Source organism: Myxococcales bacterium, from assembly GCA_016712525.1.
Taxonomy (GTDB): Bacteria; Myxococcota_A; Polyangia; order Polyangiales; family Polyangiaceae; genus JAAFHV01.
On sequence record JADJQX010000001.1, the window covers coordinates 2,705,019 to 2,729,851 of the forward strand.

Below are 24,833 nucleotides of genomic sequence, written 5' to 3' on the forward strand. Positions count from 1 at the left end.
AAGAAGTGCCATGCTCGCAACACTTACCTTGTGCGATGCGCACCGCAGTGGCAGTGTCCCGCGCATGAGCTCGAATCGAGTTGCGTGGTTGTCCGTCGTCGCCATGGGGGCCCTCTCGCTCGCGGCGGCCTCCTGTTCTTCGGGCTCCGAGGGGGGGCTCCTCGAGACCGAGACGTCTGCGCTGAAGCGCCGCGAGGTAGAGGGGGAGTTGCCCGATCGGGTGCAGGTCCCGGACGCGGGCACCCCCGACGCCGCTCCGCCTCCGAAGGGGGCCACGGTGGTGATGATTCCTGGCGTCGTCCTCGCCAATCCGACGCCGCCGCCCTCGTATTGCAGCCCGCGCCGCTACGTCTTGCGCCGGCTCATGACCTCGCCCACGTGCCTGGGGCTCCCGGGGATCGTGACCGAGACCGATGGCACCAAATCGCTCTACGGCACGGGTGGGCGATTCCGCATCTCGACGTTGCCTGTCGCGGCATCGGCGCCCGCCGAGCTGAAGGAGCGATCTTGCGGTATCGTGTGGGAGCGCACTTGCACGGGCGGCGCCAATCCCGATCTTGCGAAGCTCGCCCTCGCACCGAGAGAGAGCCTTGTCCAGTCCGACTGGGCTCTCTTCGGTGGTAGTGGTCATTGCGATGTTTGCGGCTACGCCACTCAGACGCACATGTGGGCCATCCTTCCGGGCTGGCGTTCGTTCTCCTACAACGTCGCGGGCCATCACTATTACCAAGTGCTCCCCGAGGTCAGCACGGTCGCCGACATGCCCCTCGAGGAGGCGATCTCCGGCACCGAGGACGTGACGCTCTACTACGGAGATACCGCCCCCTGATGACGGATGACGGCACGGGCGAGCTCGTTCGGCGGGCCGTGGGCAGGGAGCCCGCGGCCGTGCACGCGCTCGTCTGCGCCATAGGTCCGGTCGTGCAGGGGCGCGTCGCCAAGGCCCTCTACCGCCGGCGCGGGCCGAGCGCGCGCGGCCGAGACGTCACACAGGAGATCGACGATCTCGCCCAAGAGGTCTTCCTCGCCCTCTTCGAGAACGACGCGCGGGCGCTCCGCGCGTGGGACCCGACCCGAGGCCCCCTCGGAGGGTACGTGGCCCTGCTCGCCGATCACCTCGTGGCTTCCGTCTTTCGTTCGGGACGCCGACGCCCCTGGTCCGACGAGCTCGACGTGCTCCCCGAGCCCGACGCCGTCGACGAGGCCCACGGCCCCGAGAGGCTCTTCGGCTCGATCGAGATGCTCGACGTGCTGCTCGAGAGGCTCCGCGCGGAGCTCTCGCCCAAGGGCTTCGACGTGTTCGTTCGCCTCTACGTCGAGGAGCAGAGCGTCGAGTCGGTGGCCGCGGCGCTCGCGATGACCCCTGACGCGCTCTATGCGTGGCGGAGCCGTCTCTCGAAGCTCGTGCGCAGCCTCGCCGCCGAAGTCGGCGGCGAATCGATGTCGAATTCGGGGCCCGAGCGTCGTATCTCCCATCGAGAAGCCTCATGACCGACGATCCCACGCGCCCCGACGACGCGCTCCTCCGGGCCCTCGGGGCTCGCCTCCGCGCGCACCGCGACGAGCCCTTGGCGGCATCCGAGGTCCCCGTGTTCGACGAGGCTCGCTCGCGAACGATCACGGACGCGATCCTCTCCGGAGCTCCTGCTCCATCGCCCGAGGTCGCGGCACCTCCCCGTACCGACACGACGACCGCCGAGCCACCGCGACAAGCCGAAGTCGTGCCGCTCCGCCCTCGCGTGTCCTCGCCGCTCCGCCGCCTCGGGGTGGTGCTCGCCCCGCTCGCCGCAGCCGCGGCGCTCGTCTTCTGGTTCCTCGGCCGGCCCGCCTCGGCGCCGCTCCCCACGTACGACATGTCGGTGGTGGGCGTCCGCGCGACGCGCTCCGATCCTGCCACGGCGGCGCCCTCGGTCGTGCTCGATCCCTCCGGCGCGCTCGATGTCGTGGCGCGTCCGTCGAGCTCCGTGGGGGTGGTGTCGGCGCGTGGGTACGTGGTCTCGTCGGGGAGCGCCTCGCCGATCGAGCCGGCCTCGGTTTCGGTCTCTCCCGAAGGGGCCGTGCGGATTCACGGGGAAAATACACGGATCTTTCCGCGCGGCGCGGGCTCGTACGTGCTGGTCGTAGTGCTCACGCGCGCCTCGTCGCCTCTCTCGGCCGACGAGGGCACCCGGCTCGCGGAGGGAAAGGTGCCTCCGGGACCAGGCGTCGCCGTGCTACGCGCCGACGTGACCGTGCGCCGCGCCGACTGAGTCTCGGTTGCCGGCTTGAGATGGAGCCGCGGAGGGGGCCCAGAGCGCCCGCGTGAGGAAGGGTCAGCGGTTCTTTCGCTTCGCCTTGCTCTCGGCCTTTCGTTTCGCCTTCTTCGCGCGGTGGGCTGCGGTGGCGGTGGCGACCTTCGCCTTGGCCTCGAGCCTCACGGTCGATCGCGCGGCGGCGCTCTCTCGCAGCGCCTTCTCGGTGTCCTCGACGGTCCTGTCGTCGAGCACCCGGATCATGGCGCGGGCACGCTCGTAGCCATGAGCGCGCTCGAGAAAGGTGTAGAATGCACGGAGCTCCTCGACGAAGGCCCGGGTGTTCTCGGGGTGGGCTCGCATCGCCACCGAGGCGGGGCCCCCATGCTCGGGCAGGATCCCGATGACGACCTCGCGTAGGTGGGCCGGCCGGAGCCTCGAGAGAGGACGCTCCAGCAGCTCACGGCTCATCGCGAGGAGGTACGGGACGGCCATGAGCGGGGCGCCCAAGGCGGTGCCCTCGGGCGAGGCGGCGGCTTCGGCGACCAGGGTGCGCACCGCTTCGGCGTAGGCGTCCCCGCCGGCAGCGAACTCCGCCTCGAGAGCGCCGAGCAGCCCCTCGCGAGGCACGTTCACGGGGGCCGTGACCGTGGCGCGACGCGGCCCGTTCGGCGTCTCGAGCGTCATCTCTCGAAAGAACGGGCCGTCCCCGTCCCAGGGGTCTTGGATCGACTCTTCGTCGGACACCACGAGCAGCGCGCGCGCGACGAGCTCGAGCACCTCGTGATCGGCAGGGGAGGGGGGCACCTTCTCTCCGCCGACGGTGACGCGAGAGGCCTCGGGCGGCCCGGGCGGGGGCGCCATCTTCCCCTGCGGACCGTTCTTTCGCTCGCCGAGGTACAGAAGGAGGTGCGAGGGGGACTCGACCTCCACGCCGTCCACGTCACGTGCGTCGCACGCGTCGTCGAACGCGTCGAAGTCGCTCGCCGACGCGAAGACGCGCACGGTGACGGATGCGTAGGCGTCGTCGTCGACCGACACCACGTAGGTCGCGCCGCCTTCGAGGGCGAGCGCGATCGTATCCCGAGGATCGGGGAAGGTGGAGAAGAGCGCGCGCGCCGCGAGCTGCGACGCGAGATCGACGAGAGCTCCTGTGAGCGCGAGGTCGGGCGACGTTCGAGACATGTCCCGTGTGTAAACGGCTTTCGGCCCACGCGATAGGTCTCGGTTTCGCGCGCGGTCTGCCGTCGTGGCCGGGCGTTCAGCCCGAGCGCCGCACCCGGGAGAGCGTCCACGCCTCGATGAGCGCTCGCCGGAGGCCCCGGCCGAGTCGAACGGGGAGTCGGGCGACGCTTCGAGCGCCTGCTCGACCACCTCGCAGAACGTCGCTGGCAGATCGGGGCGCGCCTCGCCGAGGGCGGGAGCGGCGCGCGTGACCCGGCCCTCCGCGTCGACCACGCACGGCGCCTCCCCCGTCAGGCTTCGGTAGAGAATGGCGGCCGCAGCCCAGAGATCCTTCGTGAGGTCGGTCGGGGCGCGCTCTCTCTCCCCTGCTCCTCCCGCGAGGGGGGGAGCGTACGAGTCCCGTTTCGCCGAGGCGGGCACGAGGGACAGGCGCGCCCGTGTGTATCCGTCGACGCCTCGAGCTCCGTCGAAGTCGATGAGCCGCAGCGTGCCACGCCGCTCCATGAGGATCTCGCGCGGCGCGAGCCTGCGGTGGAAGAGCCCCTCGGAGTGGAGGGCGTCGAGCGCCTCGAGCAGACTGCACGCGATGTCCAGCGCCTGGGTGGTGGGGAGCCGACGATGGCGGGCGAGGCGCGCGTCCAGGGCCTCTCCGTAGACGCGCTCCATGACCAGGTAAGGGCCCTCCGGTCCCTCCCCGTCGTCGAGCACGCGGACCAGCGCCGGATGGGACACGTGGTTCGTCAGGTATCCCTGCGCGACGAACCTGCGTCGGAGCTCTTCGTCCTCGGCGAGGTGGGGATGGAGCACCTTGAGCGCCGCTTCGAGCCCGTAGTCGTGCCGTGCGGCGACCACGTGGGAGGTCTCGCCCGAGCCGAGGTGGGCCAAGATCTCCCAGCGTGTGTCGAACCGCGATCCCGGGATGGGTGGCGACTTCGGACCTCTACCTCCCATGATACCCATCTCCGTGGTCGCCGAGGCGTGGCTTCCTCCGAGGTACGGTGGCACGGGAGACGTGGATATGCTGCTTGTGCCGCTTGCCGCCCTGCAAACGCGCGCGACATTTGTGATGCACGGGCCCCTCACGCGCGCCCGCGACGGCAAGGGCGCGACTCAACGCTTCGCTGGGCGGTCCTCGAGGCGCTCGGCGTAGTGCACGATCACACGACGGTACATGTCCGACGCGTTCCACGAGCCGAGCACGTCGTAGTTCGGAGTGCCGGGGCGATAAGGCCTCCCGGCCGCGTACCCGTGCCCACGCAAGTAGCTCGCCGTCGACGCGAGGGCGTCTGCGCTCGACCGCACGAGGTCGGCCTTGCCGTCGCCGTCGAAATCGACCGCGTGCGCTTCGTACGAAGTCGGTAGAAACTGGGTTTGCCCGATCTCTCCCGCCCACGCGCCTACCATGTCGTCTGCCGCCATGTCTCCGCGCTCTACGATGCGCAGCGCCGCGAGCAGCTCTCCGCGGAATCGCTCGGCACGTCGGCAATCGTAGGCGAGCGTGGCGAGCGCGCGGAACGTGGGATACGTGCCGACGTTCTGGCCAAAGTCGGTCTCGAGGCCCCACAGGGCGACGAGCAGGCTCGGGGCTACGCCGAACGTCGCCTCGATGCGCGCGAGCAGGGCGGCGTGGGTGTGCATCATGGCCCGGCCTCGTGTCACACGCGCAGGTGGAACACGCTTTTGCACGAGCTCTTCGAACGTATGGGAAAAGGCCCTCTGGCCACGGTCCTGGGCGATGACCTCGGGGGCATACGAGAGATCTCCCAGCGCGAGCGTGAGGGTGCGCCGCGAGATCCCCCCGGCGGCGGCCTGGGCCTCGAAGGCCGCGAGCCACGTCTCGAATCCCTCGGCCGTGTCGGAGCAAGCGAGGCCACCCGCGCGAGGCGAAGCCCCCTCGTGTGGGCTGCTGGCCTTCGGGCGACCTGGGGCCTCGCGCGGAGCGAGCCGAGGCATGCGGAGGGGCTCTTCGGCCGCACATCCGGCCACGAACACGAAGGCCACGGCGAGCGAGAGTCTGTGCGGCACGAGGTGACGGAGCATGTCGCAGAGCGGCCGAAGAGCACAAAAAAAGTGCATCGAGCGCCCGCGCCTTCGAGGCGGTGAGCCTCCCCTCGGGCGTGGTGGTGCTCTCCCCACCATCGCCGGCGATGCCTCGAAGCATCGCCGGCGATGCCCGAGCCTTCCGACCGAACCGGCCTACCGAGGGCGGGCCACGTCACGTAGCGGCGTGACCGAGGCCCGGCACGTCAGCCCGGTTTCCCGTGTTTTCCTGGCTTCTTCTCGCCCTTCGCGGGCTTCTTCTCGCCCCCTTTGTGCCCGTGCGGGGGGTGCCCCGGTGGCGGAGGCGGTGGTGGCGTGCCCGGCTTGGCGCCGGGGGGCGGAGCGGTGGGTTTGTCGGGCGGGGGCGGCGGGCGCGGGTGAGAGATCGGCTTCACCTCGGGCAAGGCGATGAGCTCCTCGACGTTGGGTTGGAGCGCGATCTCGATGCGCCGGTTCGCCTGTCGCCCCTCGGGGGAGCCGTTCGGAGCGACCGGATCGAACTCGGCGTGACCGGCCGCGGTGACGTCGGCCGCGGACACCCCTTTGGCCACGAGGAGCTTGGTCACGGCCACGCCACGTGCGGTCGAGAGCTCCCAGTTCGAGGGGAACTCCTTGGTTTGAATGGGGTAGGTGTCTGTGTGACCAATGACCACGAACCTGCGGCCTTGAACCGTACGGAGGGCTTGTGCGACGTCGGTGAGGGCCTGCACGCCGTCGGGCTTGATCTCGGTCTTTCCCACGTCGAAGAGGACGTCGGTCTCGAGGAGGAGCACGATTTGCCCGTGCCGCGCGGCGATGGCGACCTTCCCCGTGTCGGTCATCTTCTTGAGCTTCGACACGAGGTCGTCGAAGAGCTTCGCGCGCGCCTCGGCCGCGGCCTTTTGCTTCTTGAGCTCGTCGAGCTGCGCGCGGGTGTCGGCGTCGTTGGCCTTGGCCTCGACCTCTTTCAGGCGGGCCTCGAGCTCGGCGCGCGCCTTCTGCTGGGCCTGACCTTCGGTCTCGAGGGCCTTCGCGTGGGCCTTCTCCTTGTCGCGGTCCGCGACCGCAGCGTCGTACTCGGACTTGGGGATTCCGCAGCCCGTCGCGAGGACGGACGCGAGGGCGAGGGCGACGAGAGCGCCGGCTTGAGCGGGACCACGGGAGCCATGACGTCGGAGCGGCATGGCGCGCAGTCTACCTCGAATGGTGCGCGAGGCGTCGCCCGGATCCACCGTCCGAGGCTCGTTCCGTCACGGAATCCCGCGTGCGCGCGCGCCCGAACGTGCGACCATGGCCGAATGCGCCATCGCCGAGCGTTCTTCGTCGTATCCTTTGCCCTCATGGCCGTCGGAGGCGCGTGCACGTCGTTCGGGTCCGACACCGAGCCTGTCGTGGGTGACGCCTCCGCGAGCGATGGCGCGACGACGGCGACGGCGACCGTCCCCACGACGCCACCGGGCGGCCAGGACAGCGGCCGGGTGCTACCAGGTGTCGACTCCGGCGCTCTCTCCCCTGGCTGGGGCGCGGCCTTCGTGTCCGCCGCGACGACCACGGGCAACCTCGGCCAGGGGCAGGTTCAAGCCGACACGATCTGCACCAATGAGGGGCAGCGGATCAAGGCCGGGGCCAAGTTCAAGGCCCTCCTCTTCCTCAAAGACTCGGACACCCTGTTCTCTCGGGCTCAGAGCTCCGGGCCGAGGTACATGCCGAACGGCGACGGATCCCAGGGGCGCCTCGCGATCACCAATGTCGGCGCGGTCGGAGGGGCGTTCCTCGTGCGCGGGCACGCCGACGGGGGAGAAGTCGGGCGGGATAGGCGCGTCTGGACCGGGGCCCCCAACGACGCGGGATCTTCGCTCCACTGTGGGACCGGCGACGGCCCGTGGACCTCGGAGAACGGCGGCTTGACGGGGGCAACGGGCTCACCGTGGGCGGAGGCGGGAGTGGAGGGATATGCCCTCGCGAGCTGCAATCAAACCGAGAGCTTCTTCTGCGTCGAGGTCGGCGACTTCCGGTGACGCGGCTCGGCCTTGCAGTCGCGGCGCGCCTCGCCCCGCCCCGACAACATGCAGAGTACACGTCGAACCTCGAGGCGCCGGACGCGCCGTCCAGGGTCAGCCCCGCGTGGAGCTCGAGGCGTGCGAGGGGCGCCGTCCTTTGGCCTTTTTGGCCTTCGCCGGCATCGCCTCGGAGGGCTCCGAGCCGGCCGCGAACCTGAAAGTGACCGTTGTGGGTTTGAGCGACGGCGCGCGCCTCGCGAGCTCCTCGTAGGGGCCGCGGCCCACCTTGCGGTGCTCGTGCACGAGCGTCGCCCAAATGCCTCCCTCACGCTCTTCGGCGCGCGCGGCCTTTCGTGGATCGAAGCGCAGCTCGCGCACGAACGTGGAGCGCTCGGGCGAGGCCCCCAAGATGCGCTCGCGGAGCCCGCGCGCCGCGAGGTCGCGGAAGACTCCCGGACCACGGCGATCGTAATAGAGGATCGTGTGGGCGGTGGAGACGGCGCCGGCCCAGGGGTACGTGCGGAGGGCCCAGCCCTCGCTCAGGGCGTCCAGCGTCTCGTTCACCTCGGCGCGATCGTCGTCGGTCTTCCACGGGCTCGTCGGCTCGAAGAAGATGCCGAGCCCTAGCTCGTCGCCCTCGAGCTCCCACGTCTCGCGAATGCCGAATTTCTCGGGCGACTGGGCCACGAGGCTGCCGTGGGTGAGGCCGAACTCTCCCACGATGTAGACAGCGAGCTTTTCTTCGCGCTCCCCGATGAAGTCGAGCGTGGCGAGGGCCTCGTCCTTCGTCTCGGTGGGGAAGTCGGTAAAACACATGGCCTCGGCGGCGATGCCGGCGGAGGACAAGCGGTCGACCACGGTGGAGACGACCTCGACGGGCGCGCCCTTGTCGATGAGCTTGAGCACGCGGTCCGAGCCCGACTCGACGCCCAACGCGCACGCGACGGCGCCGGCCTTCTTCAGGAGATCGGCGCGCTCTTGGGTGAGGTACTTCTCGGGTTTGAGGTCGGTCGCCCAGCGCACGTCCAGTCCGGAGTCGACGATGGCCTGGGAGATCTTCACGAGGGTCTTCGGGGCGACCGAGTCTTGGCTGAGGTAGAAATGGCGAGTGCCGTATTTCTCGGAGAGGCCGCGCAGGTGTGCGACGATGCCCGCGACCTCGCGCTCCCGGTACGCCGCCGTGCCGACCTCGGCCAACCCGTAGTGGCAGAACGTGCACTTTCCCCAGTAGCAGCCGCGCGTCGGATCGTAGGGGAGCACCAACTTGGGTGCAAAGTACAAGGAGAGCGGGAGGCCGTCGAAGTCCGGCGGGGGGAGGGCCTTCAGGTCCTCCATGCCGTGTCCGGACATGAAGCGCGCCCCCATGAGCTTGTCTCTCACGACGACGTTCTTGCATTGGCGGAGCGGAGTGCCCTCTTCGAGCGCCCGCACGAGCGCGAGGAGGGTATTTTCTCCCTCGAAGACACACGCGCTGTCGAACGGGCCGAGGGCCTTCGCGAGCCTCTTCCCGGCGAGGCGAATGAGCATTTGGGTGATGCCGGGGCCTCCGCACGTGACGTGCACGTGGGGCAGCGCCCGCTTGATCTTGGCCGCGAACGCGTACGCGGGCTGGAGCTGCCCCGGGAAACACACGGAGAGCCCGACGACCTTCACGTCGGCCTCCCGCAACCGAGGCACGAGCGTCTTCGTGACGTAGTCGTCGAATGGGTCGGCCCCCGGGCGCCCGGCGCGCTCCACTTCTTCGAAGGACGTGAGCCCGAGCGGCGTGCGGTAGGCCGTGAAGTCGAGGTGGAGGGGGAAGTGGGTGGCCGAGACCACGCGGAGGGCCGCCTCGACCGTGGCGACCGCGGAGGCGTACGCGTCCGGGTCGTGGAAGCGCGCTTCGTCGCGGAAGATGCGTTTGGCCTCGGCGATGCCCTCGGGCACGGCGTGCGCGTCGGCGCGGCACCGCACGAGGCCCGCGTACTCGAGCTGCTCTTCGTGGGCGAGCGCCGGCCTCGTGTCGAGCTCCGCGAGGCGCCCCTCGAGCTTGTCACGCAAGGCGCCCAGCGCGCCCGGGTCGAGCACGGCGTCGAACCCCTCGACATTGGCGTCGATCTGGAGCACCTCCACGCCGTTCTGCCGCAGGAACGCGGTCAGCGTGGGGAGGGCCAGGTACGGAGCCGTGGGATCGCAGGTGGGCGGGTATACGAGCGCGACGCGCATGCGCGGCGGCTTAGCATAGGGGGGCGAAAGCGCCCGCGAATTAGCGGCTCGAGGGCGCGGGCCGCCTCTGGCGTGGTGGGCCCCAGAGGAGGGCGGTCACGAGGCGGGTGACCTCCGCGGCGACGGCCGCCTCGTCGCGCGAAGAGAGGGCGGAGGTCGGTGTCCCGTGCGGCGCGCCGCGCTCGGAGCGGCCTCGGTCCGTGCGCTTCGTCGTGCCCCTCATGGCAACACCGCCCCCAGCGTGAGCATCGCTCCGCCGCTCGGGACGGGCGTGAGCGCCGGCACGACGAGGGTCGCCCGCCGTGGCTCGCGGGCTCGGCCCGCGTGGTACGCCGCCCAGGAGGTCTCGAGGGGCGTCGGGGAGAACAAGATCTCGGCCCCGCACGCCGTGACCCACGCGCCGGCGAGCACGAGCGCCGCGGACACGCCGTCTTGTTCCTTGCGGCTGAACGTCGAGGAGGTCAGATCGGCCCCCGCGAAGACCGCGCCCACGCCGAGCGCGGCAGCCCCAAGCCCGAGCCCGACGGCGCCACCTACCATCCGCCCGGTCCGTGCTTCGCGCGCGGCTCCCTCGAGCACGGCCTCTCCGGCGGCGAGCGCCTCGGCCGAGGCGCGACCCCGTGAGAGCTCGAGGGCCGCGGCCGCGTCGGCGCGCGCGTAGGGGCTCGCCGGCGCGAAGACCAGGTCCAAGAGGCCGCCCACGCCGAAGCCGATGCCCGTACCGAGGACGACGCCGGACCCCACGTTCGCCTCTCTCCCGTAGAGCACCGCGCCGACGGGGGTCACGACGGCCGACACGCCGAGCCCCGCGAGGGCGCCGACGTAGCGGCGGATCCGCGACGGGGTGTCGGCGTGCGCGACGAACGACCGGAACCTCGCGAGGTCCTCGTCGCTGCCGGGGTGGGTGACCGACGGCGTGCGAGGCCCCTTCGGGGTCCCGTCCCATCCTTCGCACGACGGGTCGTCGCTCGCGAGGGCCGGGCGAGCGCCGAGCAGGAGGAGCGCGGCGAGCGTGAACATCGGAGTGCGGGCGTGCATGAGCGGGCGTCCTTTCGACGTGAGCGTGCCGCCCGAGGCGTGTGCGAGCGCAGAACCTCGTGCGCCCTCTCGCTCGGTGCGGCCCTTGAGTGAGCCGAGCCTCGGCGCGCCGTGCGCACCGGGCAAGAGGAACCTTGCGCCCGCGAGGCCTCCAAGACAACGATCGACTCGGCTCGTCACGTGTGCAAATTTGCACACCCATGGAGTGGGACGATCTTCGGTTCGTGCTCGCGATTCACCGGCACGGGAGCCTGAGCCTCGCGGCGGCGGCGCTCGACGTGAGCCACACCACGGTGGGGCGGCGCGTCCGAGCGCTCGAAGAGAAGCTCGGCGTTCGGCTCTTCGATCGCACGCCCGACGCCTACGTGCCCACGGCGGCGGGGCTCGACGTGGCCGAGGTGGCCGAGCGCATGGAGGGCGACGTGCTGCGCCTCGAGGGGCGCGTGCTCGGGCGCGACTCCCAGCTTCGCGGCGCCATTCGAATGACCACGATGGATATCCTCGTGCGCCGCTACCGTGACGTGATCGCCTCATTTTCGGAGCGGTACCCGAGCGTCGAGCTCACCGTGATCTCGAGCGACACGAAGGCCTCGCTCCACCGCCGCGAAGCCGACGTCGCCTTGCGATTGAGCTCTTCGCCGCCGGAGAGCCTCGTGGGTCGAAAGCTAGGTCGCGTCGAGTTCGCGGTGTACGCGAGCCTCTCGCTCGCCGATCGCGTGGGCGCCGGCGCGACGTACTCCGACTTCCCTTGGATCGGGTGGGACTCGCGGCTCGAAGTGGGAAAGTGGCACGACGGGTGGCTCGCACGACACGCTCCGGGCGCGCGCGTCGTGCTCCGCGTCGACATGACGTCGTTCGTCCTCCGCGAGCTGCTCGCCGCGGGGACGGGCGTCCACTTCCTCGCCACCTTCGAGGGCGACGCCGACCCGCGGCTCCGACGTGTCGGTCCTATCGAGACGGAGCACGGGCGTGACGTGTGGATCCTCACGCTGCCCGAGCTCCGGCGCACGAACCGCATCCGCGCGTTGCTCGATCACTTCGACGATCTCGTTCGGGCCGAGAAGCTCGGCTCGCGACCTCGCCGCCGCTGAGGGCGCCCGCCCGGCACATCGAGCGACATGTCGTCGCCACGAGAACCGCCTCCAGCCATGGCGTTTACGTACCTTTGCGCATTCGGCTTCGAGGGCCGATCGGCGCCAAATTGCAGCAATTGGTGTCCAATTCTGGCCGTGAGGATGCCGGCGAGGGCGGCTGAATAGCAACGGATCGTTGCGTTTGGGGAGGGTGTGTGGCATCTAATATCGCAACAAGGAGTTGCGATGTATCGCCCCGCACTTGCCACGGTCGCTGCAGCCGTGGCCACCTTCGTCTTGCCGTCGACGGCCCGGGCCCTCCAGCCGATCGACACGTTCCTCGCCGGCGCTCGCACCAACCACCCCGACGCGGTCGCTGCCGACGCCACCTACCGTCAGCGCGAGGCCGAGGTCGGTCAGGCGCGCGGACGCTTGCTCCCGTCGCTCACGGCGCGCGGGACGTACACGCACAACCAGTTCGAGGTGAAGGCCACGCTGCCTGGCGCCGGCGAGCTCGTCATCACGCCGCAGAACCAGGTCGACGCGCTCTTCTTGCTCGACGTGCCCATCGTCGACTTGGCGAGCTTCGCGCGGTACGGAGCCCAGAAGAAGCAGGCCGAGCTCGCCGACGCGGTACGCGCCCAGACGCGGCGCGCCCTCGAGGAGCGCGTGGTGCGTGCCTACTACCTCTACGCCGCGACCGCCGGCCTCGGCCAGACGGCCGAGCGGACCCTCGAGCTCGCCGAGAAGAACAAGAAGAACGTCTCCGACAAGCTCGAGGCGGGGCTCGCTTCTCCGCTCGATCTGGAGCGCGCCATCGCCAACGTCGAGCGCGCCAAACAAGACGTGGCCGACGCCGTCCTCTCGAAGACGCTCTCCGCGCGCGCGCTGGAGACGCTCTCCCGCATCGCCCCCGAGGCGGTCACGGCGCTCCCGGAGGACGACCTCCACGACGAAGGAACCCTGGATGCATGGGTCGCGGCCATCGACCCGAACCTGCCCCAGCGTCGTGTCGCCGAGTCGGAGCGCAAGCTCGCCGAGGCCTCGCGTGACGCCGCCAAGCTCACCTTCGTGCCGGCCCTCTCGGCGCAGGCGCAAGAGCGCCTCACGAACGCCACGGGGTTCACGGGGCGTGTGGGCACCTACGCGCTCTCGGCCACGCTCTCGTTCCGGTTCGACTTCGGCCAGGTCGCCCAGCTCGACGCCGCGAAGGCCGCGCAAGAAGCCTCGCTCGCGCGCGCGGAGGGGGCGCGCCGGAGCACCGAGGACGCCGTCGTCGAGGCCTACCACCGGATCGCCGCGAGCCTCGCCAAGGCCCGCGCCGCTCGTGCCCAAGCCCGCGCCGCCGACAAGGCCGCGAGCATCGCCGAGGACCGCTACGCCGCCGGCACGAGCACCCAGCTCGACGTGACCCAGGCGCAGCGCGACGCCTTCTCGGCCAACGTCGGTCGCATCCAAGCGGATCTCGATCTCGCGCAGTCGCGCGCGGTGCTCCGCCTCGCCACTGGAAAACCACTCTCGTTCCGCACCTCCGGAGACAGGCCTTCGCCATGACCACGCTCGATCCTCGTTTCTCCAGCATCCACCCGAGGACGGCCCGCGCGCCCTTCGCCCTCGCAGCTCTGGTCGCTGCCTCGTTCCTCTCGCTCGGCGCCTGCAAGTCGACCTCCACGGAGGCTCCGAAGGCCCCGGTCACTCGGGTCAAGGTCTCGGCGGCCGTGGTGGCCGAGGGCCTCGCTCCGCGCATCTTGCCGCTCACGGGTAGCCTGCGAGGCGAACAGCAGAGCGACCTGGCCGCGGGCGCAGGCGGGCGCCTCCTCAAGGTGTCGGTCGAGCGAGGGTCGGAGGTCAAGAAGGGCGACGTGCTCGCGCTCATCGACACCCACCTCGCCCAGATCTCCGCGGCGGAGGCGAACGCGAGCGCCTCTCTCGCGAAGGCTCAGGTCGCCTCGGCCGAGCGGGAGTGCGCCCGGTACAAAGCGCTCTTCGACAAGGGCGGGGTCTCCGCGGCCGAGTACGACAAGCTCACCGACCAGTGCCGCACGACGTCGCTCAGCGCGAAGGCGGCCGAGCTCCGCGCGGCGCAGGCCGGGGCGAACGTGGCCGACGGCGCGATTCGCGCTCCCTTCGCGGGGGTCGTCGCGGACCGCTGGGTCGACGTCGGCGAGTTCGTTCGGGCCGATTCGCGCGTGGTGACGCTCGTCACGATGAACCCGCTGAGGCTCGAGTTCTCCGTGCCCGAGGTGCACATGCGGCTCGTCAAGAAGGGCGGAAAGGTCGTCTTCTCCGTACCTTCGCAGCCGGGGCGCACGTTCCAGGGCGAGGTGCGCTACCTCGGCGCCGCCGTCCGCGAGACGACCCGCGATCTTGCCGTCGAGGCCGCCGTCGACAACCCCGAGCGCGCGCTCGCGCCGGGCATGTTCGCCGAGGTGAGCCTCGCGCTCGGAGAGACGAGCACGCCGTTCGTGCCGAAGACCGCGGTCGTGGAGCGCGACGGCCGCGCGTTCTTGTACGTCGTCGAGGACGGTCGCGCCGTGGAGCGCATCGTGTCGCTCGGCGTGCGCGAAGAGGCCCGCACCGCCGTCACGGCGGGCGTCAAGAAGGGCGAGAAGGTCGTCGCCGCACCTCCCGCCGAGCTCTCCAACGGCGCCTACCTCGATCTCGAACCCTGACCGGAAGGCACGCTCATGCAGTGGCTCGCCAACATCTCCATTCGCCGGCCGGTCTTCGCGTCGGTGCTCATGCTCGTGGTCATCGTGTTCGGGCTCTTGAGCTACAGCAAGCTCGGCGTCGACCAGTTCCCGAACGTCGACATCCCCGTCGCCGTCATCACGACCCGCCTCGAGGGCGCCGCCCCCGAAGAGGTCGAGACCGACGTCACCGACAAAATCGAGAGCGCCGTGAACACGATCTCGGGCATCGACGAGCTCCGCTCGATCTCGAGCGAAGGGATCTCGACCGTCATCGTCTCGTTCAAGCTCGAGAAGAGCTCCGACGTCGGCGTGCAAGAGGTCCGCGACAAGGTCGATCAGGCCATGAAGAACCTCCCCCGTGGCATCGACGCGCCGGTCGTGAGCCGCATCGACACGGGCTCCGGCGCGGTGCTCCTCGTCGCCGTCCGTGGCAAGGGTGACATCCGCGAGGTCACCGAGATCGCCGACAAGCGCGTGCGCCGCCAGATCGAGAGCATCTACGGCGTCGGCCAAGTCGAGCTTCTGGGCGGCCTCGGTCGCCAGGTCAACGTGTGGCTGAAGCCTGCAGAAATGAAGGGGTTCGGTATCACCGCCGCCGAGGTGAAGCGCGCCATCGCCATGCAGAACCTCTCGACGCCCGGCGGTGTCATCGAGTCGGGCCCGTCGCGCATCACCCTCCGCGTCGAGGGGCGCGTTCGTTCGGTCGAAGAGCTCGCGCGGGTCGTCGTCAAGGAGACCCCCGGCCGCTCGATTCGCCTCGAGGACGTGGCCAAGATCGAGGACGGCCGCCAAGAAGAGCAGACGTACGCCTCCCTCGACGGGGAGCGCACGGTCATCCTCTCGATCCGGAAGCAGTCGGGGCAGAACACGGTCGCCGTCGTCGACGCGGTCACGAAGAAGCTCTCCCAGATCGAGAAGAACCTCCCGGCGGGCACGTCGCTCGAGGTCGTGCGCGACAACTCCGGGGTCATCCGCACCGGCACCGAGGCCGTGAAGGAGCACCTCCTCATCGGCGCGATCTTGGCCTCCCTCGTGGTGCTCTTCTTTCTCGGGAATTTTCGCTCGACCATCATCGCGGCCATCGCCATCCCCGTGTCGGTCATCGGCACCTTCGGCGTCATGTACCTCGCCGGTTACACGCTGAACTTCCTTACGCTGCTCGCGCTCGCCCTCGCGGTCGGCATCGTCATCGACGACGCGATCGTGGTGCTCGAGAACATCGTGAGGCACATCGACGAGCTCGGGATGAAGCCCTTCCCGGCGGCGGTCGCCGCGACCAAGGAGATCGGGCCGGCCGTGCTCGCGACCACGCTCTCGCTCATGGCCGTGTTCGTCCCCGTCGCGTTCATGAGCGGCATCGTCGGCCGCTTCCTCGCGAGCTTCGGGCTCACGATGGCCTTCTCGATCGGCGTCTCGATGTTCGTGAGCTTCACCCTCACGCCCATGCTCGCGGCGCGGCTCATTCGCAAGGGCTCCCACGACGCGACGGATCTCGTGTCGCGCGTGCTGCGCGGCTTCGTGAACGCGTTCTACCGGCCGATCGAGCGCGTCTACATGCGGCTCCTCGCCGCGGCGATGCGGCGCCGCTGGATCGTCGTGCTCCTGTGCTTCGGCACGCTCGGCTCGTGCGTGCCCATCGCCAAGCGTGTGCCGGGCGGCTTCCTCCCGGAGGACGATCAGGCCCAGTTCGAGATCAACGTGCGCGGGCCCGAGGGGCAGAGCCTGCACGCGACGCGCCTCTTCGCGGAGCGCATGGCCAGCGACGTGAAGGCTACCCCCGGCGTCGGCCACGTGCTCGTCACGGTCGGCGAGGGAGACGCGCACGCGTCGAACGTGGCGAAGATCTACGCGCTCCTCACCGACCCGAACGATCGCGCCCTCACGCAGTTCCAAATCATGGATCGCGTGCGCACCGACGTGATCGCCAAGGCCCCGCCGACCTACCGCATCACCTCGGGCGAGGTCGCGGCGTTCAGCTCCGGTGGGCAGTCGAACGCCAACGTGCAGATGGCCATCACCGGCCCCGACATCGACATGCTCGAGCGCTTCGCCACGCACATCACCGAGGGGCTCAAGAAAGACCCGAACGCGCTCGACGTCGACAACTCGCTCGTCCTCGGCAAACCCGAGCTCAAGGTGCACATCCTGCGCGACCGCGCGGCCGAGCTCGGTGTGCGCGTGTCCGACATCGCCGACACCTTGCAGGTGCTCGTCGGTGGCCAGAAGGTCTCGACGTACGCCGAGGGCGGCGAAGACTACGACGTGCGCCTCCGCGCCGACTCGCGCTACCGCGGGGACGCCGAGTCGCTCGCGCTCGTCACCGTGCCCTCGACCAAACACGGGGCCGTGGCGCTCTCGAACCTCGTGAAGCTCGAGCCCGCGAGCGGCCCGGCCGAGATCAACCGCCTCGGACGACAGCGCCAGGTGACCATACTCGCGAACGCGAAATCGGGCGCCGACTCGAAGGTCATGCAGGCGATCACCGACCTCGCCAAGGCCGAGAACATGCCTGCCGCCTACACCATCCAGGGCGTCGGCCGGTCGAAGGAGAGCGGCACGCTCGCGCTGAGCTTCCTCATCGTGCTCGGCATGTCGTTCGTGCTCATGTACCTCGTCCTCGCCGCGCAGTTCGACTCGTGGCTCCACCCGATCACCATCTTGGTGAGCCTGCCGCTGACGGTGCCGTTCGCGCTCCTGTCGCTGCTCATCTTCCACCAGACGCTGAACATCTTCAGCGGGCTCGGGCTCATCGTGCTCTTCGGCGTCGTGAAGAAGAACTCGATCCTCCAGATCGACCACACGAATCACCTCCGAAAGCAGGGAAAACCCAGGCTCGAGGCCATCTTGGAGGCGAACCGCGATCGTCTACGCCCCATCCTCATGACCACGCTCGCGTTCGTCGCGGGGATGATCCCGCTCATGACCGCGAAGGGCATCGGCGCTGGAAAGGACCACACGACGGGCGCCGTGATCCTGGGGGGCCAGTCGCTGTCGCTCTTGCTCACGCTGCTCGCCGTGCCGGTCGTGTACTCGCTCTTCGACGACGTGAGCCTCTGGGTCGCGAAGCGCTGGCGCGGCACGTCGGAGGTCGATCTCGGAGAGGCCGACATCGGCATGGTCGAGGCCGCCGCCGAAGAGTGACCGAGGGTCCGACCGTGGGTCCGAAGCGCAGAGGGGAGCCTCGATGGCTCCCCGGTGTGCACGCTACCGTCAGCCGACCTCGAGCACCACGACGCGCCCGGTGGGGCCGAGCCTCGTCTCCACGTGCTTCACCCCGAGCCTCTTCATCGCTTGTTTGGCGGCCTTGAGCTCGTCGGGGGCCTTCTGACCCTTGATGTAGAGGAGCCTGCCGCCCGGCGCGACGAACGGCGCCGTCCATGGGAGGAGCCTCTCGATGGGCGCGACCGCCCGCGCGGTGACCGCGTCGAAGCTCCCGGCGAGATCGGTCGCGGCGAGCTCTTCGGCGCGCTCGGGGGCGACCTCCACGTTCGACAGGCCGAGCGCGGAGGCGACCTCCTCGAGGAAGTGGGCTTTTTTCTGCGTGGCCTCGACCAGCAAAAACTCGAGGTCCGGCCGCGCGATCGCGAGGACGATCCCCGGGACGCCGCCGCCCGAGCCGACGTCCATCACGGCCGCGCCGTCGCCGAGGTGCGCGAGGTGCGGGACGAGCGAGAGGGCGTCGAGGGCGTGCCTCGTCCACGCCTCGTCGGCCGATCGGATCGCGGTGAGGTTCAAGAGCTCGTTCGCCGCGAGGAGCCGCGCGAGGTAGTCGCCGACGATGGCGATCTTCGTCTCGTCGAGGGTGACCCCGATCTTCGCGAGGTCGGCCTCGAAGGACGGCGGAGCGACGAGCGGCTCGGTCTCGGGGAGCTCGAGCGGGGGGCGGGGGACCTCGCGGGACATGGCCCGCACTTAGCAAAAAACCGAGGGGGGTAGGGGCCCGCCGTCATCTTTGCTAAGGTTCGGCCGATGGCCAAGGGCGCTCCCTCTCCGTACGGTCCCGTCGCGCAGCTCGCGTTCGTCGCGCTCGCGGCCGTGGGCGTCTACAGCTTCGTCTCGGTCGCGCGCGAAGGGGAGACGCGGAGGCGCTGCTCGCCGACGTGCCTCCTCCAGCCCACCTACGCCAACACGAACCGCCGCGCCCCCGACTTCACCTTGAACGACATGAAGGGCAACACGGTGAGCCTGTCGCAGTTTCGCGGCAAGGTCGTGGTGCTGAACTTCTGGACGAAGACGTGCGGGCCCTGCCTCCAAGAGATGCCCGATATCGCCGAGCTCTCGCGCATCGTGGCCCCCAAAGGGGACGTGGTGGTGCTGACCGTCTCCACGGACGACGGCCCCGACGCGGTGCGCGACACGCTGAAGGCCGTGCTCAAGGAGGAGCCTCCGTTCCCCGTCCTCTTCGACCCCGACGCCAAGATCGTCGCCGAGAAGTACGGCACCCACCTCTTCCCCGAGACGTGGATCATCGACAAAGAGGGCGTCATCCGCGCCCGCTTCGACGGCGCGAAAGATTGGGCCACGTCCACCGTCATCCAGTACCTCGACCAGGTCCGCGCCGGGGGCTTCTGCCCCGTCGAGATGGAAGAGGGGCGCCCTCGCGGCGAAGGCGCGCGCATCTGCGATTCCCTCACGGGCGGCTGAACGCGAAGCGGGGGTGGCATGTCCGCGCGCGCGACCCCTCGTGCGCTGGGCGAGGAAAATGGCGTTCCGACTGTTCGACTCCAGGCACTGGAGTCGGAGCTCCAGGCGCCTGGAGTCGGGGCAGACGTTCATTCCAGGCGCCTGGAAAAAAATTCCAGGCGCCTGGAATGGTGGAAGACCGAACGCGAGGGGCGCATGCCTCGGGCGATCGCGGGGGTCGTGCGATCCATGGCCAAAGGCCCCGTTCGGGCCTCGCGCCTACGCCGACCGTGCCGCGGCGATCGCCTTGAATTGGCCTGTCGCGGCCTGTCCCCTGGCTAGGCTCGGCCTTTGCAAAACGTCGCGTCATGCACAACGCCGTTCGTCTCGCGCTCGCGGTGGGCCTCGTCGGGCTCGCCTTCGCACCTCACGCCGACGCCAAGGAGAAGGCGAAGGCCCCCGAGGGACCCACGTTCGACAAGTCGGCGGCGTCCGCGTCGCTCGCGTCGGTCGATCTCGTACGGTGCAAGGTGTCGGGAGGCCCGCGGGGTGAGGGACACGTGCAGGTCACGTTCGCTCCTCAAGGGGCCGTCGCGAAGGTCCTCGTCGACAAGGGGCCCTACGTGCGCTCGCCGGTGGAGCGATGCATCGTGGCCGCCTACCAGAAGGCGCACGTTCCGGCCTTCTCGGGCGAGGCCGTGACCGTGGGCAAAGCGTTCCGCATCGACTGACGAAAAAAAACGAACGCTCGCTCTTCGGCGAGTGACGAAACCCCGACGGCCCCGACAAGCACCCGGCGCGCACCCTCGAAGGTCGCGCGAAGGAGCTTTTTCATGGCCTACCGTGGTTCGATCGTTCGTCTCGCCGGCATTCTCTCGTTCGCCTCGTTCGCCTCGTTCGCCTCGTTCGCCCTCGCGGCGTGTGGCTCCGACGACGGCACATCGGGGACCTCACCCACGCCATCGTCCACCGCGTCGGCCGCTGGCACGTGCACCGGCGCGTTCCGTCAGTGCACGTTCGGGAGCCTCGGGAGGGACGAGCTCGACCAGCTCTGCGACACCGCGCTCACGGTCTCCGGCGCGAAGCCGGGCACCAAGACGACCTGCTCCGACGGGACGGAGATCACCATCACCGACAAGGCCGCGTGCGTTTCGGCCTACCAGCAGAACCAGAAGTGCGCGTCGCTCGCGGCGCTCTCGGGAGGGCAGGTGCTCGACTGCGTGGCCGAAGGCCTGAGGTCCCCGTGCGCCGTACTCGAGGGTCAGGCCTGCGCTCCCGTCAAAGCAGCCATCGCGAAGTGCCAGTGAGCTCGCACGCGTGAACGCGCGCACGGGGGCGGCTCTACTGAATGACGACGCTGTCGATGCGGAACGCGGTCCGCGTGTTCGCGTCGTTCACGGCGCGGAACTGAAGCTTCACCAGCTTTCCCGCGTACTTCGCGAGGCTGTAGGGCCCCTTCGTCGTGTACGCGCTCGACGAGGACTTATCCAGGTTCGAGAGCTCGGCGATCGTGCCGAGGACCTCGTCGTTGTCGCCGCGGAGCTCGACGAAGAGCTTGTCGGTCGCCTTGGTCGACGTCTCGCGCGTCGACACGTTCACCGCGAACGTGAGCGACTTGGGTTTGCCCGCGGGCAAGGGAACGCGCTGCGAGACGATCCCGATGCTCGAGGTCGACGTGCCGAGGATCGCGTAGCCGCTACCGGCGTGGGCGATCGTGCCCTCGCGGGTGAAGAACGCGCTGCCCGAGAACGTCCACGGGGAGGCCGAGGTCTCGAAGCCCCCGTTGCCCACGGCCGACACGGCGTTGGTGGGCGGCGTGGGGGTCGGCGTAGGAGTGGGGTTCGGCTTCGGGGTGGGGGTCGGAGTGGGGTTCGGCTTCGGCGGCGCCTCGGGGCTGCCCACGCCGACGAGCGTCCAGGCTTGGCCCACGGCTTCGACCTTGGGGCTCGTCGCGCCGAAGAGGCTCTTCGCCGCGTCGATCGTGGCCACCCTCGCGCCCGCGAAGTTCGTGGTCGACGACATGTACTGCGTGAACGCGAGGAACCAGATGCGCGCCGCGTCTTGGAGCCCGATGCCCTGCATGCTGCCGCCCTTCGGGTGCGAGCCACCCTTGACGAGCAGGTGGAACGCCTTGTTGGGGATACCCGAGTTCGTGTGCACGCCGCCGCCGTCGCTGGAGCCCGTGAAGCGATCGGCGTAGTGGTCGGGTTGGCTGCCCTTCTTCGGATCGTCGAAGTAGCGGAGCGCGTCTCCGGTGCCATTCGACGGCGTGAACGCGCGCTCTCCGAGCTTCCAGATGTCCGGGGTCTCGCCGAAGGCCGCCGCCTCGACGAGCACGCCGAGCACGTCCGCGAACGACTCGTTGAGCGCCCCCGACTCTCCCTTGTAGACGAGCCCCGAGGTGGCTTGGATCACGCCGTGACCGGCCTCGTGCGCCACGATGTCGATCGACGTGAGCGAGCCGAAGCGCGAGCCGTCCCCGTCGCCGAACGTGAGGGTCGAGCCGTCCCAGAAGGCGTTCGCGTAGCGTGTGCCGTAATGCACCTGGGCCGTCACGAGGCTCGCTTGCCCGTCGGCCGAGCGGGTCACGCCGGGGCCGCCGTTGCCGTCGAGCCCGGAGTAGTTGAACGTCTTCTGCAGGTAGGCGAGCGTGGTCGTGAGGCCGAACTGTGCGTCGACCCCGGCCGCCTGGTTGGGCGCGTTCCAGAGATCGTCGGCGTCGGTGAACCTGTCGGGGCTACTGCTCGAGCCGCCGTAGTCGAGGGTGATCACCTTGGTGCGACCGTCCTCGAGGTGGCGGGTCGAGCCTTGAGGGGTCGTCGGGAAGGTGACGTTCCCGTAGTACGTGCTGTTTCCCGTCGCCGTCTCGAGGTTCTCCCAGGTGCGCACGACCGCCCCCGAGCTCGCGTCGACGAACACGATGGGCCTCGTGGGGGGCATCGAACCGAGCCGCTCGAGCTGCACGCGGTAGACGAGCTTCACGTCCTCTCCGTCGGGCAAGAGCATGACCTCGGGCGGATCGCCGACCATGCCACAGCCCGGGCAGCGCGCGGCGGCCTCGGCGGCCTGCGTGGCGCGCGCCGCGGTGATGGTCGGCGTGGTCTGCGAGACGTGTGTGTCGACGTCGCGGAGGAGGTGGTCGGTCGTGTCCTCGGGCGAGCCGTCCGCGCGGAGGTGTACGATGGCGTCCGACCCGAACACGGGGACGCCGCGCACCCGCTGGACGAGGCGCGAGTGGTGGATGCCGCGGGCATCGTTCGTGGCGGCCTGCACGGCGAAGTCGTTGGCGGAGCCCGCGGACGTGTTGCCCACCTTGGCCACGATGACGTCTTGCGGGCGCCGGCCGATGGCGGTCGCTCCCGCGGGCGGCGCGGCCTTGAGCGGCACGAGCTTCGCGCGGGTGGTCAAGAGCGCCTGCGCCTTCATCCTCTGAGGTTTGAGCGGTTGGCCTACCGCTGTGTGCCCGACCAGCAACGCGGACAGGAGCACCGGCACGACCCCCACGACCGACGACGACCTCAGTGAACGCATCGCGACCTCCAGGGGCGTTCGACGTGGGCGCCGCGTGCCGATTCGACAGCTTCGACCGATTCCACCCCGCAGGCTCTCATCGTCTTCCGGCTTCGTGGGCGCGTCAACCTCGCCCTCGGGGCGCGAGCCGCGGCGCATCCAAGAAGAAAAGGCATAGGTTTCATGAGGTTTCGACCCCGTCCGCTTCCTCCTCGACTTGCCGTTTCGGCGGATCGGCCCGTGCGGCTGGGCTCGACGGCCGGCGGCGCGGGCGAGGCGGGGGTCGCGCAAGACTCGTGGGCGTGGTGTCACGCGACGCTGGCGCTCCGGGGATGGGCCTGCGCGCGGCCATGCCGGCTCGACACACGAGGCATCGCCGTGCCATAGACGCGGGCGATGAGCGTCCGCGGTGCAGCGCAGATCCTGATCGCGCTCCTGCTGCTCGCGGGCTCCCGTTCGGCGCGTGGCGAAGAAGCTCACGCCGCGCTCGTGTACGACCCGGGTCCCGCCGAGCTCTCGTGCCCCGACGCCCGAGCGTTCCGCCACAAGATCGAGGCACGCCTCGGCTACGACCCGTTCGTCGCGGAAGACGCGCGGAAGGTCTCGGTCGTGTTTCGCTCGCGGAACGACGCGCTCGTGGCCGAGGTCACGTGGTCCGGGGCGTCCTCTTCGTCGCAGGCTCGCACGCGCACGTTCGAGGGGCGGCGAGGCGCCTGCGAGGAGCTCGCGGAGGCGGTCGCTTCGGCCACGGCGATCGCGATCGATCCCTCGCGGCTCGTTCCCCCGCCGCCGCCCGCAGCACCGACACCCGCACCACCTCCGCCCGAGCCTCCACCTCCGTCTCCTCCTCCGCCTCCCGCCGCGTCGCCTCCAGCCCCGCCGCCCGCTCCTCCGCGCGAGGTCCCGGCCCCGAGCCCCGAGCCGCTCGTGCGTCGTGTCGCGCTCGGCCTCGGTCCGTCGTTCGGCGCGGTCCCCTCGGTCGGTCTCGGCGCCGCGCTCGCGGTGGATCTCGGCGGTCCGCGCGTGAGCCTGCGCGTCGGCGCGGGGGCGGTCGCGGGGCTCGGCGCGGAGGACACGCGTGCAGGGGCGCTCCGCCTTCACCGCGTGGGTCTTTTCGCCGGGCCGTGCCTCCGCGCGGACATCGTGCTCGGGTGCGCGGTCTTCGAGGTGGGTGGGGCGTTCGGCGCGCTGTCCTCGGCCTCGCGCAGCGCGCTCGTGCTCCGCGCGCTCCTCCGTGTCGAGGTCGACGTCGTCCGCCGCGGGAGCTTGCGGCTCTTTCCGTTCGCCGAGGCGGGGCTCGCTCCCGTTCGCGCGCGCGCCCTCGTGGGCTCCTCCTCGGTCTGGGAGGAGAGCGTCGTCTCGGCGACGTTCGGCCTCGGCCTCGCCTTCGCGGGGGGGAGCTGAGCGTGGCGCCCCTCGACGTCTTCGGCGCGTCGGTGCGTGGAGAGTACACGTACATCGTGCGCAGCCTGCGTCGCTTCGGCGTGGCCGAGCGGGACGCCGACGACCTCGCGCAGGACGTGCTCGTGGCTGCGTACCTCAAGTGGGCCGAGTGGGACGCGGCCCGGCCGATTCGTCCCTGGCTCCTCGCGTTCGTCGTGCGTCGTGCGGCGAACTACCGAAGAAAGGCGCGCGAGGAGCTCGTCCCCGCCGACGCGACGATCGAGGGCCCGGCACCCGAGGACCGTGATCTCGTCCTGCGCGGGCTCGAGGCGCTCCCGTTCGAACAGCGCGTCGCGCTCGTGCTCTACGACGTCGACGGGTACTCTGCCAAAGAGATCGCCGCGATGACCGACACGGCCGAAAACACGGTGTACTCGCGTGTGCGCCTCGCGCGTGAGGCCTTCCGCCGTCGTGTCGTCTCGCCCGAGGAGGGAGCGCCATGAGCGAGCCTCTCGAGCCGCTGGACCCATCCCTCGCCAAGCTCTTCGAGAGCGAGCGTGCCGCGGTCGAGCACGCCACGGTCGATCCGGCGCTCGTCGACGACGCGATCGCTCGGGCCGTCGAGCGAGCCACGTCGCTCGCGCCCGCCCCGGGTGGCGTCGACGCACCCCCGCCCGGCGCGCCGCCCGCCGTGGGGAACGCAGGCTCCGGGGCCGTCTATGGAGCGAAGGCGCTGCTCGCCGCCGCCGTCGCCGGTGCGCTCGTGGGCAGCTCGATCACGTACGCCGTCGTGTCTCGGCCAGACGCGCCCCGTGTGGTCCCCACGCTCCCGGTCGCGAGCGCCCCCCTCGATCTCACGCCGGTCGACGCCGC

Annotated in this window: 21 protein-coding genes; 14 read left to right on the top strand and 7 right to left on the bottom strand. The window is 70.1% G+C overall.

Features of this window, described 5'->3' with window-relative positions:
* Window positions 1-64: 64 nt before the first annotated feature.
* From IPK71_11520 to IPK71_11530, 3 genes are read left to right on the top strand one after another with little or no spacing between them, the layout of a single operon-like run.
* Complete coding sequence (locus IPK71_11520; protein ID MBK8214368.1) at window positions 65-829, top strand: hypothetical protein; 765 nt, start codon at window positions 65-67, stop codon at window positions 827-829.
* Window positions 829-1,491, top strand: coding sequence for a sigma-70 family RNA polymerase sigma factor (locus IPK71_11525; GenBank protein ID MBK8214369.1), 663 nt, complete (start codon window positions 829-831; stop codon window positions 1,489-1,491). Before IPK71_11520 ends, IPK71_11525 begins: the two co-directional genes overlap by 1 nt.
* Entirely contained in the window at window positions 1,488-2,249 is a 762-nt protein-coding gene (locus IPK71_11530) for a hypothetical protein (protein ID MBK8214370.1), read from the top strand. The genes IPK71_11525 and IPK71_11530 overlap by 4 nt, the downstream gene beginning before the upstream one ends.
* 63 nt (window positions 2,250-2,312) lie before the next feature.
* Here the strand turns inward: IPK71_11530 and IPK71_11535 are convergent, their stop codons facing one another.
* The 3 genes from IPK71_11535 to IPK71_11545 all read right to left on the bottom strand — a co-directional run bounded on the left by IPK71_11535 (window position 2,313) and on the right by IPK71_11545 (window position 6,619).
* On the bottom strand, window positions 2,313-4,367 hold the full coding sequence (locus IPK71_11535; GenBank protein ID MBK8214371.1) for a serine/threonine protein kinase: 2,055 nt from the start codon (window positions 4,365-4,367) through the stop codon (window positions 2,313-2,315).
* A 159-nt stretch (window positions 4,368-4,526) separates the two neighbouring features.
* Complete coding sequence (locus IPK71_11540) at window positions 4,527-5,369, bottom strand: lytic murein transglycosylase (protein ID MBK8214372.1); 843 nt, start codon at window positions 5,367-5,369, stop codon at window positions 4,527-4,529.
* Window positions 5,370-5,662: 293 nt separating this feature from the next.
* The gene (locus IPK71_11545) at window positions 5,663-6,619 is read right to left on the bottom strand and encodes an OmpA family protein (protein MBK8214373.1); all 957 of its coding nucleotides are present in this window, start codon (window positions 6,617-6,619) and stop codon (window positions 5,663-5,665) included.
* A gap of 114 nt (window positions 6,620-6,733) precedes the next feature.
* Here IPK71_11545 and IPK71_11550 point away from each other — a divergent pair, with 114 nt between their 5' ends.
* On the top strand, window positions 6,734-7,453 hold the full coding sequence (locus IPK71_11550; GenBank protein ID MBK8214374.1) for a hypothetical protein: 720 nt from the start codon (window positions 6,734-6,736) through the stop codon (window positions 7,451-7,453).
* Window positions 7,454-7,549: 96 nt separating this feature from the next.
* Here the strand turns inward: IPK71_11550 and IPK71_11555 are convergent, their stop codons facing one another.
* Together IPK71_11555 and IPK71_11560 are read right to left on the bottom strand one after the other, a co-directional pair.
* Window positions 7,550-9,640: a radical SAM protein gene (locus IPK71_11555; protein ID MBK8214375.1), complete on the bottom strand. Its 2,091-nt coding sequence runs from the start codon at window positions 9,638-9,640 to the stop codon at window positions 7,550-7,552.
* A 219-nt stretch (window positions 9,641-9,859) separates the two neighbouring features.
* The gene (locus tag IPK71_11560) at window positions 9,860-10,678 is read right to left on the bottom strand and encodes a hypothetical protein (protein MBK8214376.1); all 819 of its coding nucleotides are present in this window, start codon (window positions 10,676-10,678) and stop codon (window positions 9,860-9,862) included.
* A 200-nt stretch (window positions 10,679-10,878) separates the two neighbouring features.
* Between IPK71_11560 and IPK71_11565 the strand changes: the two genes are divergently transcribed.
* The 4 genes from IPK71_11565 (at window position 10,879) to IPK71_11580 (ending at window position 17,585) form a co-directional block, all read left to right on the top strand.
* Complete coding sequence (locus IPK71_11565; GenBank protein MBK8214377.1) at window positions 10,879-11,769, top strand: LysR family transcriptional regulator; 891 nt, start codon at window positions 10,879-10,881, stop codon at window positions 11,767-11,769.
* Between the two features lie 228 nt (window positions 11,770-11,997).
* Window positions 11,998-13,305 (top strand): TolC family protein, encoded by a 1,308-nt coding sequence (locus IPK71_11570; protein ID MBK8214378.1) that lies wholly within the window; start codon window positions 11,998-12,000, stop codon window positions 13,303-13,305.
* Window positions 13,302-14,423 carry an efflux RND transporter periplasmic adaptor subunit gene (locus IPK71_11575; protein MBK8214379.1) on the top strand — a complete coding sequence of 374 codons (1,122 nt, stop codon included), beginning with the start codon at window positions 13,302-13,304 and terminating at the stop codon, window positions 14,421-14,423. Before IPK71_11570 ends, IPK71_11575 begins: the two co-directional genes overlap by 4 nt.
* A 15-nt stretch (window positions 14,424-14,438) precedes the next feature.
* Complete coding sequence (locus IPK71_11580) at window positions 14,439-17,585, top strand: efflux RND transporter permease subunit (GenBank protein ID MBK8214380.1); 3,147 nt, start codon at window positions 14,439-14,441, stop codon at window positions 17,583-17,585.
* A 69-nt stretch (window positions 17,586-17,654) separates the two neighbouring features.
* On the opposite strand, the gene rsmG is transcribed toward IPK71_11580, so the two are convergent.
* Window positions 17,655-18,347: a 16S rRNA (guanine(527)-N(7))-methyltransferase RsmG gene (rsmG, locus tag IPK71_11585; GenBank protein MBK8214381.1), complete on the bottom strand. Its 693-nt coding sequence runs from the start codon at window positions 18,345-18,347 to the stop codon at window positions 17,655-17,657.
* Window positions 18,348-18,413: 66 nt separating this feature from the next.
* On the opposite strand from rsmG, the gene IPK71_11590 reads away from it, so the two are divergent.
* The 3 genes from IPK71_11590 (at window position 18,414) to IPK71_11600 (ending at window position 20,374) form a co-directional block, all read left to right on the top strand.
* Complete coding sequence (locus IPK71_11590) at window positions 18,414-19,088, top strand: TlpA family protein disulfide reductase (protein ID MBK8214382.1); 675 nt, start codon at window positions 18,414-18,416, stop codon at window positions 19,086-19,088.
* Window positions 19,089-19,435: 347 nt separating this feature from the next.
* On the top strand, window positions 19,436-19,798 hold the full coding sequence (locus IPK71_11595; protein ID MBK8214383.1) for a hypothetical protein: 363 nt from the start codon (window positions 19,436-19,438) through the stop codon (window positions 19,796-19,798).
* Window positions 19,799-19,900: 102 nt separating this feature from the next.
* Window positions 19,901-20,374: a hypothetical protein gene (locus tag IPK71_11600; GenBank protein MBK8214384.1), complete on the top strand. Its 474-nt coding sequence runs from the start codon at window positions 19,901-19,903 to the stop codon at window positions 20,372-20,374.
* Between the two features lie 34 nt (window positions 20,375-20,408).
* Here IPK71_11600 and IPK71_11605 read toward each other — a convergent pair whose 3' ends face one another.
* Window positions 20,409-22,598, bottom strand: coding sequence for a M4 family metallopeptidase (locus IPK71_11605; protein ID MBK8214385.1), 2,190 nt, complete (start codon window positions 22,596-22,598; stop codon window positions 20,409-20,411).
* A 375-nt stretch (window positions 22,599-22,973) separates the two neighbouring features.
* Here IPK71_11605 and IPK71_11610 point away from each other — a divergent pair, with 375 nt between their 5' ends.
* From IPK71_11610 to IPK71_11620, 3 genes are all read left to right on the top strand, one after another.
* Window positions 22,974-23,981, top strand: coding sequence for a hypothetical protein (locus IPK71_11610; protein ID MBK8214386.1), 1,008 nt, complete (start codon window positions 22,974-22,976; stop codon window positions 23,979-23,981).
* A 2-nt stretch (window positions 23,982-23,983) separates the two neighbouring features.
* Complete coding sequence (locus IPK71_11615; GenBank protein MBK8214387.1) at window positions 23,984-24,463, top strand: RNA polymerase sigma factor; 480 nt, start codon at window positions 23,984-23,986, stop codon at window positions 24,461-24,463.
* On the top strand, window positions 24,460-24,833 hold a 374-nt coding region (locus IPK71_11620; protein ID MBK8214388.1), incomplete at its 3' end, for a hypothetical protein. The genes IPK71_11615 and IPK71_11620, both read left to right, overlap by 4 nt.